This is a genomic window from Pseudomonas sp. CH61 (assembly GCF_059429415.1).
On the sequence record NZ_CM182098.1, the window covers coordinates 2,312,505 to 2,329,137 of the forward strand.

The 16,633-nt window shown below is 58.0% G+C and carries 13 protein-coding genes; 11 read left to right on the plus strand and 2 right to left on the minus strand.

Translation table 11 applies throughout. From position 1 onward, the window contains the following. The first annotated feature begins 51 nt into the window (after positions 1–51). The 4 genes from AC5SEM_RS10380 (at position 52) to pgm (ending at position 6,291) form a co-directional block, all read left to right on the plus strand. Positions 52–1,074 (plus strand): zinc-dependent alcohol dehydrogenase family protein, encoded by a 1,023-nt coding sequence (locus AC5SEM_RS10380; protein WP_016983050.1) that lies wholly within the window; start codon positions 52–54, stop codon positions 1,072–1,074. Positions 1,075–1,622: 548 nt separating this feature from the next. Further along, a complete protein-coding gene (locus AC5SEM_RS10385) occupies positions 1,623–3,089 on the plus strand; it encodes a hypothetical protein (protein ID WP_137217922.1) in 1,467 nt (488 codons plus the stop codon). 49 nt (positions 3,090–3,138) lie between these two features. Continuing rightward, positions 3,139–4,539, plus strand: coding sequence for an aminotransferase-like domain-containing protein (locus tag AC5SEM_RS10390; protein WP_495472876.1), 1,401 nt, complete (start codon positions 3,139–3,141; stop codon positions 4,537–4,539). 105 nt (positions 4,540–4,644) lie between these two features. Then, entirely contained in the window at positions 4,645–6,291 is a 1,647-nt protein-coding gene (gene pgm, locus AC5SEM_RS10395) for a phosphoglucomutase (alpha-D-glucose-1,6-bisphosphate-dependent) (protein WP_108224520.1), read from the plus strand. Positions 6,292–6,360: 69 nt separating this feature from the next. Here the strand turns inward: pgm and AC5SEM_RS10400 are convergent, their stop codons facing one another. After that, on the minus strand, positions 6,361–7,056 hold the full coding sequence (locus tag AC5SEM_RS10400) for a pirin family protein (RefSeq protein ID WP_137217924.1): 696 nt from the start codon (positions 7,054–7,056) through the stop codon (positions 6,361–6,363). Between the two features lie 279 nt (positions 7,057–7,335). Here AC5SEM_RS10400 and AC5SEM_RS10405 point away from each other — a divergent pair, with 279 nt between their 5' ends. After that, on the plus strand, positions 7,336–9,810 hold the full coding sequence (locus AC5SEM_RS10405; RefSeq protein WP_495472877.1) for a UvrD-helicase domain-containing protein: 2,475 nt from the start codon (positions 7,336–7,338) through the stop codon (positions 9,808–9,810). A 50-nt stretch (positions 9,811–9,860) separates the two neighbouring features. Here the strand turns inward: AC5SEM_RS10405 and AC5SEM_RS10410 are convergent, their stop codons facing one another. Beyond that, positions 9,861–10,133 (minus strand): DUF1652 domain-containing protein, encoded by a 273-nt coding sequence (locus tag AC5SEM_RS10410; RefSeq protein WP_016983056.1) that lies wholly within the window; start codon positions 10,131–10,133, stop codon positions 9,861–9,863. 263 nt (positions 10,134–10,396) lie between these two features. Between AC5SEM_RS10410 and AC5SEM_RS10415 the strand changes: the two genes are divergently transcribed. From AC5SEM_RS10415 to AC5SEM_RS10440, 6 genes are all read left to right on the plus strand, one after another. Continuing rightward, positions 10,397–11,212, plus strand: coding sequence for a helix-turn-helix domain-containing protein (locus AC5SEM_RS10415; RefSeq protein ID WP_123594683.1), 816 nt, complete (start codon positions 10,397–10,399; stop codon positions 11,210–11,212). A 52-nt stretch (positions 11,213–11,264) separates the two neighbouring features. Continuing rightward, positions 11,265–12,671, plus strand: a complete 1,407-nt coding sequence (locus AC5SEM_RS10420; protein WP_495472878.1) for an NAD(P)/FAD-dependent oxidoreductase — start codon at positions 11,265–11,267, stop codon at positions 12,669–12,671. 41 nt (positions 12,672–12,712) lie between these two features. After that, positions 12,713–13,057 (plus strand): cupin domain-containing protein, encoded by a 345-nt coding sequence (locus AC5SEM_RS10425; protein ID WP_077572998.1) that lies wholly within the window; start codon positions 12,713–12,715, stop codon positions 13,055–13,057. A 59-nt stretch (positions 13,058–13,116) separates the two neighbouring features. Continuing rightward, on the plus strand, positions 13,117–14,202 hold the full coding sequence (locus AC5SEM_RS10430) for a polyamine ABC transporter substrate-binding protein (RefSeq protein ID WP_077572997.1): 1,086 nt from the start codon (positions 13,117–13,119) through the stop codon (positions 14,200–14,202). Between the two features lie 466 nt (positions 14,203–14,668). Continuing rightward, on the plus strand, positions 14,669–16,114 hold the full coding sequence (locus tag AC5SEM_RS10435) for a serralysin family metalloprotease (RefSeq protein WP_077572996.1): 1,446 nt from the start codon (positions 14,669–14,671) through the stop codon (positions 16,112–16,114). 93 nt (positions 16,115–16,207) lie between these two features. Further along, complete coding sequence (locus AC5SEM_RS10440; RefSeq protein WP_176091731.1) at positions 16,208–16,630, plus strand: AprI/Inh family metalloprotease inhibitor; 423 nt, start codon at positions 16,208–16,210, stop codon at positions 16,628–16,630. Positions 16,631–16,633: the final 3 nt, after the last annotated feature.

Genomic DNA, 16,633 nt, shown 5'->3' on the forward strand with positions numbered 1-16,633 from the left:
AAAGCCCAGATAGAGTTCATGGCATTAGAGGTTACTTTGACGAGGTTTGCGATGTCCCGCACGATCCGTTTTCACAAGTTTGGTCCGGCCGAGGTGCTCAAATGCGAAGAGCATGCGGCCGCTCAGCCAGGTCCTGGCGAAGTGCAGGTGCGCGTCGAGGCGATCGGCATCAGCTGGTACGACACCCTTTGGCGTCAGAATCTGGCCTCGTCTCAGGCGCGACTGCCTGCGGGTCTTGGTCACGAGATGGCCGGTGTGATCACCGCTGTCGGCGACGGTGTCGATGATCTGGCAGTGGGTGACAAGGTCGCCAGCTTTCCGGCCGAGAGCGCGAACGACTACCCGGTCTACGGCGAGTCGATCGTGCTGCCGCGCACCGCGCTGACCCGTTATCCGGATGTGCTCAGCCCAATCGAAGCCAGCGTGCACTACACGCCGTTGCTGATCGCCTACTTTGCCTACGCCGATCTGGCACGGGTCAAGCCGGGGCAGTTCGCTCTGGTCACGGACGCCAGCCATTGCGCCGGTCCTTCGTTTGTCCAGTTGGGCAAGGCGATGGGCGTGCGGGTGATTGCCGCGACCAAAGAAGCTGAAGAGCGCGAGTACCTGCTGTCCCTTGGTGCAGAAAAGGTCATCGTCACTGAAGAGGAAGATCTGTTGATGCGAATCAACAAGATCACCGACAACCGTGGTGTCGACGTGGTGTTCGACGGCCTCGGCGGCCCGCAAATGTCGCTGCTTGGCGATGTGCTGGCGCCGCGTGGCAGCCTGGTGTTGTATGGCTTGCAGGGCGGCAATCAGACGCCGTTCCCGGCCTGCGCAGCGTTCCAGAAGAACATCCAGTTCTTCGTGCATTGCATCGGCAATTTCACCGGCAAGCCGGAACTGGGCATTACTCAGGATCACGTCGCGTTGCAGCGTGCCTTGCGTGACATCAACCAGTTGACCGCCGACCGCGTGTTGTTGCCGCTGAAGACGCGTGTATTCCCGTTCAACGAGTTCGTCGAAGCGCATCGCTACATGGACGAATGTCCGTGCCGCGAACGGGTCGCGCTGCAGGTCGAACCGGCGTAAGCCCTGTCATCAGAGTCCGTGGCCCCACGGACTCTTGTGCGTTTACCTTCCCTCCTGAAAAACAGAGCTCCCTGGCACGATGCCCGGGGCCGTTCATCAACTGAACTGGTTTTTGCTCTTCATCTGTATCTTCTAATCACAATGTAAGCCCTGATAATTGAATGATTACTTTCATCTCAAGGAATGAGTCATGGCTGTGCATTCAATTTGTCCTGCGCGATATCAAACGAATAAATCGATTGATCAAGCCGGTTTTTGTTTAATTGTTGTAGGGCTATTCGGAAACCGCTTCTCTTTTTCTTGTGCTCACTTTCCGTGGGACGTTGTGGGAAGTTTCCTAGGATCGCGTCCGGGAAAAAATATCTCAGCAATTACAGGGGCTTGGAGGTCTGCTTTGGCAGTTTAAGGCGGTTTGTCAGTTCAAGTGTTTCAAATAACTACAAACTTGTAAGTGTTAGCATTCGAACGTCTATTACTTATTGATGAATTGTCGCCTGACTGATTTTCAGTCCGCGTGGCATGAAACTTTCGATACCGGGTAAATACCGATGAGCACGATCCATGATCAGGCAATGAACTATGTCTACCAGCAAGTATTGCAGCGTTTGCTGAGTTTCTTCTCTCGAGCAGAACGCACGGCGCTGCAGTTGCTGATCCAGCGACTGGCAGTGGCTGCCGGCGGTATGGAGAACATCGGTCATTTCAAGGTACTGGTGAACCAGTCAGGGTCGCGCGACAGTTGTTATACGCTGGCATTGTTACGGGCCGCTCAACTGACCATCGCTGGCCGTTCGCCCGCGACCTTCCAGTTGCGGGTCGCCAATCTGCGCTGGAACGGCAGCAGCCAGGTGTCGCTGCAAAACATGCATCGCAGCTATAGCGCACTGTTTCTGTATGACGATCCCCGGGTCGAACTGGTGATGGTGGATCACCGCGAGGTTCTGCCGTTTGATCATCAGGCTCCCATTGGCGAGGCGGGGCGTGAGGCCAACCGCATCAATCTGCTGTTGATTGGACATTGTCGAAGCTGGAACGAACCGCTCGAATTATGGGATGACGCTTATCTGGCCACAGCCGAGTTCTATGGACAGGTTGCCCGCTGGAACAATGGCGTCGATGCGATGATCGGCAGTGAGTCCACGCGCCGTCAGAAGCACTTCCTCGACGGATTGGGGCGCGCGGTGCAGAAGGCCGCGATTGCCGGGCCGCAGGCGGCTTCTGTCGGCTTTGAAATGCTCTTTCCGCTGCTCGACGGGTTGGGTGGCGATTTTTACCGCGAGTTTTACCCCGAAGACGAGCGGGTAACCTGGCGGCCGGAAGGTCAGTTTGAAGCCTGCCGGCGCACCAGTTTTGTCAGTATCAACGACATGATTGTCGGCAAACTCGAAGAGCGCTGGCCTCTGCTGAGCGACTTTCTGGGTTTTCAGGCGGATGACCTGACGCTTTATCAAGGTGATGACGAACACGTGGAGCCTTTGGTGGCCGCGCATTTGCAAGGCATGCAGGCGCAATTCATCGAGGGACGGACCTACGAGGCCGGCGTCGCTGATTACCTGAAAAGCAGCCTGATCACGATGCGGCAAAAGCAGGTCCCCGAACCTGTTTGCGAACAGTTGCTGGCGAGCTTCGGCAATCTGCAGGAACCTGAAAATCTGCGTTTGCAGGCGGAAAGCTCCTTGATAGCCAACTTCGACCTGAATGAAATTCAGCTGACGTGCCTGCTGTTTGCACCGTTCATAGACAGTGGCGCGGGGCTTGAGCGGTTCCTGCGTAATTGTCACCCCGGCATGTTGGTGGCGTTGCCGGAACTGCACCGGGCCATGCAGGGCCTGCATGCGCCGGAACAGGTCATGAAGTGGATGACAGATGTCAGTGGTCTGCCCGTCAAATTGATTGTGCGTCTTTACAAAATGGGCCCGATTCGTATGCCCGCAGCCAGCGACGCGGCTTCGAACACCGAAGGTGAGGACAACGCGAGTGTCGAACCGACAGTCGACCGATCCGCTGAAGGTTGATCGTGAGCCACTTGCCGGGAGCTAAAACCATGCCCACGGATGCGGGCTCGTGAAAGCGTCGAGGGCGAACGACTTCGTTTATCAGGCGGTGTATCGATATCTGACGTTGTTGATAGACGAGGCGGGGAGCAGTGCGGCGGTGCGCTTACCCTCACTGCGTCAGCTGGCTGATCGACTCAACGTCTCGATCTCGACTGTCCAGTACGCCTATTCGCTGCTGGAAAAGGAAGGCCGGGTGTATTCGATCGCCAAGTCCGGTTACTACGCGCAAGCGTTGCACGTGATGGATTCGCCAGAAAGTGGCAGTGATTTGCTGGAAACCGTTTACGTCAACGCAAGGCGCCCGGGCATGTGCGTGCTCAGCGCTGATGAACCGGCCTCATTGCAACCGCTCGACAGTCCGTTGTTAACGCTGGAGCGGGAGCTGCTGCGCCAGTATCCGCGCCAGCCGCAAGCGCTGGTGCAACCCTGTGGCGAGCTGGAGTTGCGTACGGTACTCGCCGCACGTTACACCTCATCAACCGCCAACTATTGGCGTGCAGACGACGTTTACATTGGCGCAGATCTGCGCGGCGTCCTGGAAATTCTGATTTCCGTGCTTGAACTGCGTCGGGCCACTGTGATCGTTGAATCGCCCTGTGACTGGGTGATTTTGCGCCTGCTGGCGGCCGCCGAGGTGCGCGTCATCGAGTTGCCACTGCTCGCTGGTGGCGTGATTGACCCGCAGCGACTGGAGTCGCTGCTCAAGAGCGAATCGGTGCGGTTGATTCTGTTGTCTTCAGCGTTGAGCATGCCCCGGGGAAGCCTGATACCGCTGAGTAACCAGCAGGCAATTGCACATTTGCTCGGGCGTCACGGTACCTGGGTGCTGGAAAACGACTGTTACAGCGAGCTTCACGAAAGCGCTGATGGCCAACGGTTGCGCGACTGGCTTGATCCTGACCGTTTGCTGGTGTTTTCCACGTTCGAAAAATTCATCGGGGCCGAGGCGCCTTTTGGAATTTTGCTCTCACGGCATTGGCGCAATGAGCTGCAGCGGCAATTCCTGTTACGCGCGTTTCGCTTGTCGCCGATCCGCCAGAAGGCCGTTGCCAGGCTGCTTGGGGGAGGGCGGCTGGATCAGCATTTGCTGGTACTGAGACGGATGCTCAAGGAGCGTCGCACGCAATTGATCGAGTTGTTGCGAGAGCGTCTCGGCGATGCGCTGCAGATTGTCGAACCGCAAGGTGGCGCGACGATATGGGTACGTTCTCTGCGCCCGGTGAACATGGCACAGGTGTTCCAGCGCCTGCTCAGACAGCAAATCATCATTGCACCGGGCGAGCTGTTCAGCCTGCAAGGCCTGCATGCGCACCATCTGCGGTTGAGCCCGCTGAACCATGGCGACCATGACCTGGCCAGCGTCGTTGGCCTGCTCGGTGACGCCTTGCGTCTGGCGCCTGCTGACTAACGTTAAAAAACATCGGGAGCGTCCCGGATAGATCCCATCGCACTGCGGTCAAACTGCCAGTAAACTGCGCTCTATTCCTGAACCACTCTATTTCAGAGGTTTTGCATGACACTCAGTCCTTTTGCGGGCAAACCGGCACCGGCAGAATTGTTGGTCGATATCCCGCGACTGGTAACGGCTTACTACACCGGACAGCCCGACGCCTCGATTTCCACTCAGCGTGTGGCATTCGGTACATCAGGACACCGGGGCAGCTCGTTCGACTTGAGTTTCAACGAGTGGCACGTTCTGGCCATCAGCCAGGCGATCTGCCTGTACCGCGAAGCCCAAGGCATCACCGGGCCGCTGTTTGTCGGCATCGACACCCACGCACTGTCGACCCCGGCCGGGGCCAGCGCGCTGGAAGTTCTGGCCGCCAACGGTGTGACGGTGATGATCGCCGAAGGTGATGAGTACACGCCGACACCTGCGATTTCCCACGCGATTCTCTGCTACAACCGTGGCCGTACCTCGGGCCTGGCGGACGGCATCGTCATCACGCCGTCGCACAACCCGCCACAAAGCGGTGGTTACAAATACAACCCAACCAATGGCGGGCCGGCTGATACCCACATCACCAAGTGGATCGAAGCCAAGGCCAATGAGCTGTTGGCCGCGAAACTGGCCGGTGTGAAACGCATCAGTTACGAGCAGGCGCTCAAGGCCAGCACCACGCATCGTCACGATTACCTGAACACCTATGTAGCCGACCTGATCAACGTGATCGACTTCGACGCCATTCGTGACGCCAAACTGCGTCTGGGCGTTGATCCGCTGGGCGGAGCAGGGGTGCGCTACTGGTCGGCGATTGCCGAGCATTACCGCCTCGATCTGCAAGTGGTCAACAAGGAAGTCGACGCGACGTTCCGTTTCATGACTGTCGACTGGGATGGCCAGATTCGTATGGATCCGTCGTCCAGCCACGCGATGCAGGGCCTGATCGGCCTGAAAGAGCGCTTCGATGTCGCTTTCGCCTGCGACCCCGATCACGACCGCCACGGCATCGTGACGCCGTCCGGTGGTTTGCTCGCGCCGAACAACTATCTCGCCGTCTCGATCGATTACCTGTTCCAGAACCGCCCGCAGTGGCGCGCGGATGCTGGCGTGGGTAAAACCGTGGTCAGCAGCGGTCTGATCGATCGCGTGGCCAAGCGTCTGGGCCGTCGTCTGTACGAAGTTCCGGTCGGTTTCAAATGGTTCGCTGACGGCCTGTTCGATGGCTCGCTGGGTTTCGGCGGCGAAGAGAGCGCCGGCGCATCGTTCCTGCGCAAGGACGGTGGCGTCTGGAGCACCGACAAGGACGGTCTGATCCCGGCCTTGCTCGCCGCCGAAATGACCGCACGCACTGGTCGCGATCCAAGCCAGGCCTACAAGGCATTGACCGATGAGCTGGGCGAACCGTTCTCGGTGCGCGTCGACGCCAAGGCCAATCCTGAGCAGAAAGCACTGCTAAGCAAGTTGTCGCCTGCGCAGGTCACTTCGACTGAACTGGCTGGCGAGAAAATCCAGAGCATTCTCAGCCATGCACCGGGCAACGATCAGGCGATTGGTGGCCTGAAAGTGATGACTGAAAACGGTTGGTTCGCCGCGCGTCCGTCGGGCACCGAAGACATCTACAAGATCTACGCCGAAAGCTTCATCAGTGACGACCACCTCAAGCAATTGGTGGTTGAAGCGCAGACGCTGGTGGATGGCGCCATCTCCAGCAAGTGATGCTCGCAAGCGCATGAAAAAAGGGGCAACCATGATGGTTGCCCATTTTTTTGTCTGCCCGTCAGGCGATTACGCCAAATCCACCAGGACGATTTCACTGTCCTCAATGGCCGTGACGCTCAGCACGCGCTCATGCGCCACCGCCACACCGTCTCGAGCTTGTGCACGCAAGCCGTTGACTTCAATCACGCCGGTGGCCGGTACCAGATAGGCGCGACGGCCTTCATCCAGACGATACTCCGCCGTTTCACCCGCCTTGAGATTGGCCGCGACCAATCGCGCATCAGCGCGAATCCGCAGGCTCTGGTCATCGCCGTCCTTGCCGCTGGCCAAGGTGACAAAGCCTTCACGCTGGCCTTTCGGGAACGGTTTTGCGCCCCACGATGGCGGTGCGCCGGTTTCCGTCGGCAGAATCCAGATCTGGAAGATCTTGGTGTCTTTCGCTTCCAGGTTGTATTCGCTGTGAGCGATGCCGGTGCCGGCGCTCATCACCTGGACATCACCAGCCTCGGTGCGGCCCTTGTTGCCCAGGTTGTCCTGGTGAGTAATCGCACCTTCACGGACATAGGTGATGATTTCCATATCGCGATGCGGGTGCTGCGGGAAACCAGTGCCTGCTGCAATCACGTCATCGTTCCACACCCGCAGGTTGCCCCAGTTCATGCGCTGCGGGTCGTAGTACTCGGCGAACGAAAAGTGATGATGGGCATCCAACCAGCCGTGATGGGCGCCGCCCAGCGAGCTGAAAGGTCTGAGTTCAAGCATGATCGTCTCCTCAAAAGGTTCGTCATGGGGTGTGAATGGTTGACACCCGACGCGACACCGGTGGGTTATGACGGCCATCATCTATCAGTTAATAATCGATAAAAAGCGTAAAAAGTGCGGCGTTATGATCGAGATTTCAGATAGGAAAACAGCTCGAAAGCGTCTCATCTCACCTTCAGTTCATCGCCTAAACCAATGACCTGTAAGCATTTCGCTAGAACTGAGCGGCAAATACAGACACCATAGCCGCCACAGCCTCACACACTGGAGCCCGTCAGCGTGGCGCAACACACCCCCGATCTTCCTCCCGAACTTCGCCCCTTGGCCGAGATGCCATGGTTCAAACGCCTGGCAGCGCGCTTCTTCGGCCATGGCTTGACGCGTCTGCGCGCGCAGCACCGTGCATCGTGGTTGCACGGTCAGGCCGATGGCTTCCGCAGCGGGCATACCGCTGGTGTCGAATATGGCTTTAAGGAAGGCAAGCTTGAGGGGCTGGAAGAAGGTCGGCAGGTGCTGCTGATCCGTGACAGCCGCAACACCGAGCATCGCCCGCCAAGCGTCGATAATCATCTGTTCGACGATTGGCGCCTGCCCCTGACGGCCGAACTGAAAAAGCGCATGAAGGCCGATGTCGCCCGTTTGTTGCCTGAGCACGCTCAGCCAAGCGTCGCGCAATGGAAAATGATTTTCAGCGAAACACCGTCGACCTCAGTGGTCGCCGGCGCCGGTGCGGGGAAGTCCACCACACTGGTACTGCGAATTCTATTGCTCAATCACTATCTGGGTTTTGAACTTGATTCGATGACCGTGGTGACCTTCACTCGCGAGTCGCGCAAGGATTTCATTAATAAGCTGATCGAGCTGTTCGCACTCTGGGGCCAGGTGCTGAACCTGCGCCAAGCACGCGACCTGGTGCGTACCTTCCACTCGCGCATCCTGCCGATGGTGCGCAGCCTGCCGGGTTTTGAACGCTTGCAGGCGTTTGAGAACCTGAGCAATCGGCCACAAGGTGCTGACGAGGAGGTCGACAGCAATCCGTTCGACTTGCGTATCAACGACGCGCAGCGCCAGCAACTCAACGGCTGTTATCACCGCCTGTTCAACGAAGACGAACGTTTCCGTCAGCTGATTCAGCCATTGTCCCGCGCCGGTCTACAGCTCAAGGAGCTGGAACGCGATCACCCGGACGTGCAAAAACGCGTAGCGGTGACGCAGTTAGCCTCACAGCGCGATGAAGAACTGTGCGATGCCATCGAAGATCTGTGGTTCCGCGCCGGCGCCTGGCCGATCAAGGGCATTGAGCCGAACCGGCAGAGTTTCGACATCAACGGCGCAAAATTCCATTGCCATGGCTATATTCCGAGCCTGGATGCGTGGGTGGTGCTCGGTTTCGACCCGCGGGAAAATCCGCAGGTGAGCCGGCCAAACGCCAAGCTAAGCGTGCGCGCAGAGTGGGCGGTGAAGCGCACCCTGTTTCAAGCTTTCTGCCGTAAGCCATTGATTTGGATTGATAGTTATGAGGCGTCAAAGCGCGTTCTGGCGACGCTGGCCGGCGATGCCAGCGTCGGGCCGGGCTTCGATTACAAGGTCAAAGGCGAGTTGGCCTCCGCGCCGTTGCTCGACTGTTTTGTTGCAGCGGCAGGCTTCATCGAGAACCTGGGCCTGGATGTGCCTGACGCCGTCGGCCGCATGAGTTTTGCCAAGGATGACCCGGACCGGTTTTTCTTTGAGGCCCTGAGTCTGTTCTGGCGGGCATTTGAAGATCATCTGCTCGATCAGAAACCGCCGATCATGACTTACAACCGCATGTTCGCGCTGTTCAGCGAGCACTCGCCGGAAAACCTCAAGCTGTTGAGCGATGAGTTGCTACGGCCGTTGTCGCACTTGATGATCGACGAGTTTCAGGACGTATCGCCGCAGATCGTTTCGTGGATTCGCGCCAGCCTCACGGAAATCCGCAGTCGAGGTCCGGCGATGCATGTCGGACGGGGGGCGCAACGCTCATCGCTGTTGTGCGTCGGTGATGACTGGCAGTCGATTTACGGGTGGCGTGGCAGTTCGCCAAGTTACTTCATGGCGTTCGACAAGGAGTTCCCGTCACCGAGCACTACGCGGGTGATGCTCAGTGACAACTATCGCAGCCATCAACACATCATTGATGCCGCTGAACACATCGTTCGCGCCGCGCCGGCGATTCCCGGCAAAAAAGCCAAGGCCAGCGGCGCGCCTAAACCGTTGCAGCCCGTCAACGTGCTGGAACGCGATGATCAGGCCTTGGGACAGCGCCTCGCAGAACACTACCGTCAGGGTCATTCAATCTTGATGCTGTATCGAAAAAGCAGCGATAAGTTATTGATTGGGCAGCATATTCAGTCCGTAGTTAATGTGGATTCCAGCTTGCCATACGAAGCGCGGCGGCTGAAACAACTGACCTACCACAGCGCCAAAGGCTTGCAGGCGGATGCGGTGTTTTTGCTCGGTGATTGCCAGCACCTGACCAGTTCGCCCTACAAGAACCAGGTCTATCGCATGGCAGGTTTGGGTAAATCGGGCGACAGCGAGCCGTATGACAGTGCGCAAAAAGACGAGATCCTGCGCCTGGCCTATGTCGGCATCACCCGCGCGGTCAGTCATTGCTACTGGTACGTCGAGCCGCAGGAAGCGCAAGCGGTGAACATGCCTAGGGCATCCGATCGGGTGGCCAAGGGCAAGCCGTTCTTCGTTGATCACCGTGTCATCAAGCACACCGCATAGGTACAAAAAAGCCCACAGAAATGCGGGCTTTTTTGTTTTAATTCAAAAGCTTATGCGTAACTCCTGAAAGACTCCGGAGGTACGAAAGCTTCAAGCTCGTCCTCCACAGCCTCGATAATTCGTTCGACATCCGCTGCATTCATCACCGTCGCGCACGGGATACCGGCGATGGCGATCATGGTTTCGCCACTGGCGCGATCAAACAGACGGGCGATCATGCTGCCCGGCGCGTCCATCGTTGCCTCGAAACCCATGGGATGAAAATGCCAGCGCATCAGCTGGCATGCATTGGGGAACGTGACTTTGCTTGACCCTTTATTCATGTGTTGCCCGCCTTCTTCATCGAGCGCTTCCGTTTGCTCATGTTAGGTGGGAAGAGCCTTCATTGGCTCAACCGGTGACTGACATTAAAAGTAGCATCCGGATGTGAAATTCCTGTGAGATTTTTCAGTTCATTTTGCGATTGCTTCGCATTTTTTGATGTAAGTCATGGCCTACGCAATCATCGCCAAATGGCCACTACGGATTAGTCATTGAAGCCCGCGCCGAACTTCGGCAAGCTCGATTCTTTTGCGCCGAGCCCCTTATGCACGCCGACGACGACGGCCCAGAACAGACCCAGGCCACGGCGGCCACGGTCATGCGCTATCACCTGAGCTGGAAACACCGCGACCTCGACAGCGTCATGGCGTTGTATCACCCGGACATCCAGTACAACGATTTCTTCCAGAATCGCGTGCTCGGCCTCGACGAATTGCGCGAGTACGTGCGGGTCAGCATGCCGCGCGAATCCGACGAACTGCTGGAGCATTGCGACCGCATTCGCGTCGACGGCAATACCGCGTTCATTCAATACGAAGTGACCTTGCGCGGCGGCGACGGGCTGGTGTCGTTTCGCTCAAGCGAAGCGATCACGGTCAAGGACGGGCTGATCTGGCGCGTCAACGAATACGCTTCGTTGGTGCGCACGCAAACTCATGGCCCAACCTCTTCAAGCCAGCGCCCGGCGGTCAGTCGCCTGGGCCTGTCGCCGCGCCAGTTGAGTTTCATGGCTGAAGACCTGCAGCAGTATTTCGAAAAGCAGCAGCCGTACCTCGATCCCGAACTCGACCTGCAACGGGTGGCGAAGGAGTGCGGCTACAGCCGCAATCAGATTTCCTATCTGCTCAACCAGGTGCTCGGGCAAAGTTTCTACCGCTACGTCAATCAGGCGCGCCTGCAACATCTGTTGCGCTCGCTCGATAACGCCACGCCGCCGGTGCGCATCGATGAATTGGCGTTCGCTGCCGGTTTCAATTCGTTGTCGGCGTTTTACAGCTGTTTCCGCCAGCACACTGGTCAGTCGCCCAAGGCCTACGCCAAACAAATTTCTTTGCGGGCACGCGCGCAAGACATCAACTGAGCACAGCCACTAGGATCGACGCCATCGAAGGTTTTCAGTGGCGGAGTCTTGCATGCCGGCGTGGCGCACTATCAGTTTGTGGATGGATCAACTCGATGAGCCGCTGACCGCGCGGCCCGAGCTTGAGCGAGATCTGGACGTCGACGTGGCGATCATCGGCGCCGGTTACACCGGGCTGTGGACCGCGTATTACCTGAAGAAGCTTGCGCCGGGGCTCGACATTGCGATTGTCGAAGCGCAAACCGCCGGATTTGGCGCTTCTGGGCGTAATGGCGGCTGGCTGATGGGCAACCTGCTTGGCGAGGATCGTCTGCTGGCCGGGCTGTCACCCGAGCAGCGCCGCGCGTCCTTCGACCTGCTGCACAGCATTCCCGATGAAGTGGAAGTCGTTCTCGAGCGCGAAGGCATCGACTGCGATTACCGCAAGGGCGGCGTGCTGTACTGCGCCGCGCGCTATCCAGAGCAGGAAGCCACGCTGCGTGAATATCTGGCCAAACTGCACGCCCAAGGTCTGACCGACGACGATTACCGCTGGCTCAGCCCCGAACAACTCGCCCAGCAGATTCGCGTCGCCAAGCCTTATGGCGGAATTTACGCGCCACACGTGGCGACCATCCATCCGGCGAAACTGGTGCGCGGTCTGGCGCGCACCGTGCAGAACATGGGCGTGAAGATCTACGAAAACAGCCCGGTCACGCACTGGCAGTCGGGCAGCTTGCGCACCGCCAAGGCCAGTGTGCGCAGCCGCTGGATCGTGCCGGCCGTCGAAGGGTATTCAGTGACCTTGCCGCCGCTGGGCCGCTATCAATTGCCGGTGCAGAGCCTGATTGTCGCCACCGAGCCGTTGTCTGCCGCGACCTGGGATGAAATCGGCCTCAGCCGTGGCCAGGCCTTCAGCGAATTCAGCCGCCAAGTCACCTACGGTCAGCGCAGTGCCGACAACCGTCTGATCTTCGGCGCACGCGGTGGTTATCAGTTCGCCGGCAAGCTGCGCCACAACTTCGATCTGACCCGCGATGAAGTCGAATTGCGCCGCTATCTGTTCGGTGTGCTGTTCCCGCAACTGAAAAACGTGCAGATCACCCACGCCTGGGGCGGCAACCTCGGCATGTCACGGCACTTCAAACCGCACATGCTTTGCGATCGCACCAATGGCATCGCGCTGTCCGGCGGTTATGGCGGGGAGGGCGTCGGCGCCAGCAATCTCGGTGGGCGCACCCTGGCGGACTTGATTCTTGAGCGCGACACCGAGTTGACTCAGCAGCCGTGGGTGCTGCCCGACGGTGGCATTCATGCACTGCGTGCGTGGGAGCCGGAGCCGTGCCGCTGGCTTGGCTACAACGCCATCATCAAAAGCTTCGTCCATGAAGACCAGACCCTGGCCAACCCCGCGACCGCGCCATGGCGGCGCAAACTGGCCAGCCAGGTCGCGGGTTTCATGGAAGGTTTCATGCACTAAAGCCGATTTACTTGAAGAAAGCCCAAAAGACAGGTCAGACCATGAGCATTACCCAGTTTAAAAACACTGCAACCCTGCAACTCGATGAGTCCAACCCGGTGGCCGTGCCCCTCGGCGAGCCGATCGCGATTGCCTCGACCACCAGCGTCGAGCGCGACGACGGCGTTGAAACCGGCGTCTGGGAATGCACGCCCGGGCGCTGGCGCCGGCAGATCACCGCGCAGGAGTTCTGTCATTTCATTTCCGGGCGCTGCACGTTCACCCCCGACGGTGGCGGCGAAACCCTGCACATACAAGGTGGCGACGCACTGATGTTGCCGGCCAACACGCTCGGTGTCTGGGATATCCAGGAAACCGTGCGCAAGAGCTACGTGCTGATTTTCTGATTGTTTTGATCCTTTGATTGCCTGCCAACAAAAAAGAAAACCCACACAGGAATCGATCCATGATCCGCAAGACCCTCGCTCTGGCACCGCTGATGCTCGCCGTTTCCCTTGCTCAGGCAGCGGAAACGGTCAAGGTTTACAACTGGTCCGACTACATTGCGCCGGACACCACCAAGAACTTCGAGAAAGAGACGGGCGTGGGTGTCACCTATGACGTCTACGACAGCAACGAAACCCTCGACGGCAAGTTGATGACCGGTAAATCGGGTTACGACGTGGTGTTTCCGTCCAACCACTTCATGGCCCGGCAGATTCAGGGCGGGGCGCTGAAGAAACTCGACAAGAGCCAGTTGCCCAACTGGAAAAACCTCAATCCGGTGCTGCTCAAAGCGCTGCAGACCAACGACCCGAACAACGAACACGGCTTTCCCTATCTGTGGGGCAGCACTGGCATCGGCTACAACATCGCCAAGGTCAAAGCCGTGCTCGGCGACGACGCGCCGGTGGACTCCTGGGACCTGATCTTCAAGCCCGAATACATGGAAAAGCTGCAGAAGTGCGGCGTAGCGATCCTCGACAACGGCCCGGAATTATTGCCGGCGGCGCTCAACTACCTGGGCCTGCCGCACCACAGCAAAAATCCCGAGGACTATAAAAAAGCTGAAGCGCTGCTGATGAAAGTGCGGCCGTACGTCAGCTACTTCCACTCGTCGAAATACACCAGCGACCTGGCCAACGGCGACATTTGCGTGGCGGTCGGCTTCTCCGGCGACATTCTGCAAGCCGAGAATCGCGCCAAGGAAGCCAAGAACGGTGTCGACATCGGCTACAACATTCCCAAGGAAGGCGCAGCCATCTGGTTCGACATGGTCGCCATGCCCGCCGATGCCCCGGACGAGAAGGCCGGTTATGCGTTCATGAATTACCTGCTGCGCCCGGATGTGATGGCCGGCATCAGCAATTACGTGCATTACGCCAATGGTAACGAGCAGGCCGACAGCCTGATCGACCCGGCGATCAAGAACGACACCAAGGTGTATCCGAGTCCGGAGATGATGGGCAAGCTGTTTGCGCTGGAGGCGATGCCGTTGAACATTGACCGGATCCGCACGCGGGTGTGGAACAAGATCCGGACTGGTAGCTAATCACCCAGGCATGCATAAATCTCTGTGGGAGCGAGCCTGCTCGCGAAGGCGGCCGGTCATTCAACATCAATGTTGTCTGACTCGACGCCTTCGCGAGCAGGCTCGCTCACACATTGTCTTTCAGCGTTTAACTGGTTGATATCAATACACTGGCATCGCACTAATAAAGTGCAGGAAAGTGAGACGCGCCTAACAAAAAACAACTTACCCATATTTAATATTTAAATAGAAAATCGTCAGACAATTAGGCAAAGGCCGCGCAACTAAAACATTCTTTCACCTCCGCACGCTTTGTTTACGGCAGTTTTACGAAACAGCCCGATTTGATCTCAAAAAAATCCTTTACGGCAGATTTCAAATTGTGTCAGGTTTCTTACGCCTTCATTGGGCGAGTGATAGGACGATCTCGCCAGAGAGAGTCCTATCGGACAAAAACTGTTCCATTGCTAAACAAGGAAGTGTGTTTATGTCGAAAGTTAAAGCGAATGCTATTGATACCGCCGAACAGGCTTTCCAGCTGGCAGCCTTCAGCTCGGCGTACAACCAGATCAATAGCTTCAGCCATCAGTACGACCGTGGCGGCAACCTCACGGTCAATGGCAAACCCTCCTTCTCCGTCGACCAGGCCGCAACCCAGTTGCTGCGCGACGGCGCTGCCTACCAGGACAAGGACGGCAGCGGCAAGATCGAACTCACCTACACGTTCCTGACCTCGGCATCGTCCAGCACGATGAACAAGCACGGGATCACTGGGTTCAGTCAGTTCAGTGCGCAACAACAATCCCAGGCCAAGCTCGCCATGCAATCCTGGGCTGACGTGGCCAACGTGACCTTCACCGAGAAAGCCTCGGGCGGTGACGGCCACATGACCTTCGGTAACTACAGCGGTGGCCAGGATGGCGCTGCAGCGTTCGCGTATCTGCCAGGCACCGGCGCCGGTTATGACGGCACCTCGTGGTACCTGATCAACAGTGGCTACACGCAGAACAAGAATCCGGACCTGAACAACTACGGTCGTCAGACCCTGACTCACGAAATCGGCCACAGCCTGGGTCTCGCTCACCCTGGCGACTACAACGCCGGTAATGGCAACCCGACCTACAACGACGCGTCCTACGGGCAAGACACCCGCGGCTACAGCGTCATGAGCTACTGGAGCGAAAGCAACACCAGTCAGAACTTCAGCAAGGGCGGTGTCGAAGCGTATTCGTCCGGCCCGCTGATGGACGATATCGCTGCCATCCAGAAACTCTACGGTGCCAACACCACCACCCGTACCGGTGACACCACCTACGGCTTCAACTCCAACACTGGCCGCGATTTCCTCAGCGCTTCGTCGTCGAGTGACAAAGTGGTGTTCTCGGTGTGGGACGCGGGCGGCAAGGATACTCTGGACTTCTCTGGCTTCACCCAGAACCAGAAGATCAACCTCAATGACGCCTCGTTCTCCGACGTTGGCGGCCTGGTGGGCAACGTGTCCATCGCCAAAGGTGCAATCATCGAGAACGCCATTGGCGGTTCCGGCAACGATCTGTTGATCGGCAACAGCGTGGCCAACGAACTCAAGGGCGGTGCCGGCAACGACATCCTCTGGGGTGGCGGTGGTGCTGACAAACTGTGGGGCGGTGCCGGTTCGGACACCTTTGTGTTCGCCGCCAGCTCCGATTCCAAGCCGGGTGCGATCGATCAGATCCTCGATTTCGTCAGCGGTCTGGACAAAATCGACCTGACCGGCATCACCAACGGTGCAGGCCTGCACTTCGTCAGCAGCTTCACCGGTGCTGCCGGTGACGCAGTCCTGACGTCGTCGGGCGGCAACAGCCTGCTCTCGGTGGACTTCTCCGGGCACGGCGTGGCGGACTTCCAGGTCAGCACCGTTGGCCAGGCAGCGACCAGCGACATCGTGGCGTGATGTAGCAGTGGAAAGCGGCGTGTGATGCGCCGCTTTCTTTGCTTGCATCGTATTGGCAGGTAAGCAAGGCTACACGCCGGAGCGAATATTCCTATGATCTGTAAAGCTTTTACCTACACGGTAGCGGCGTGGCTCTCGGCGGCGCTCATCATGATTTCAGGAGAAACCAGCATGGCAAGCAGCCTCAGACTCGAAGAACCGTCCGTATTTGTCGGGCAGTGGCAAGCGACGCTGTCCACCCGAGGTGATGATCCACAAGCGCAAAAGCAGCAGGACAAGCCTTCGAATACTTGTCTGATCGACCTTGAATCCAATCAGACCTTGGGCAAAGGGGCCGACTGTCTCGGTGCATGGCTTGAGCAAACCCCGATCGGCTGGTTTCCCGATCCGGACGGTCTGTCCATCACCGGCAAGGAAGGCTCAAGAATCCAGTTCTTCAGCCGACAACGTGATGGGCTTTATCTGACTACCTTGAAGTCGGGCCTGGTGATTACCCTCGAACGCGCGGCGCACTAGTTG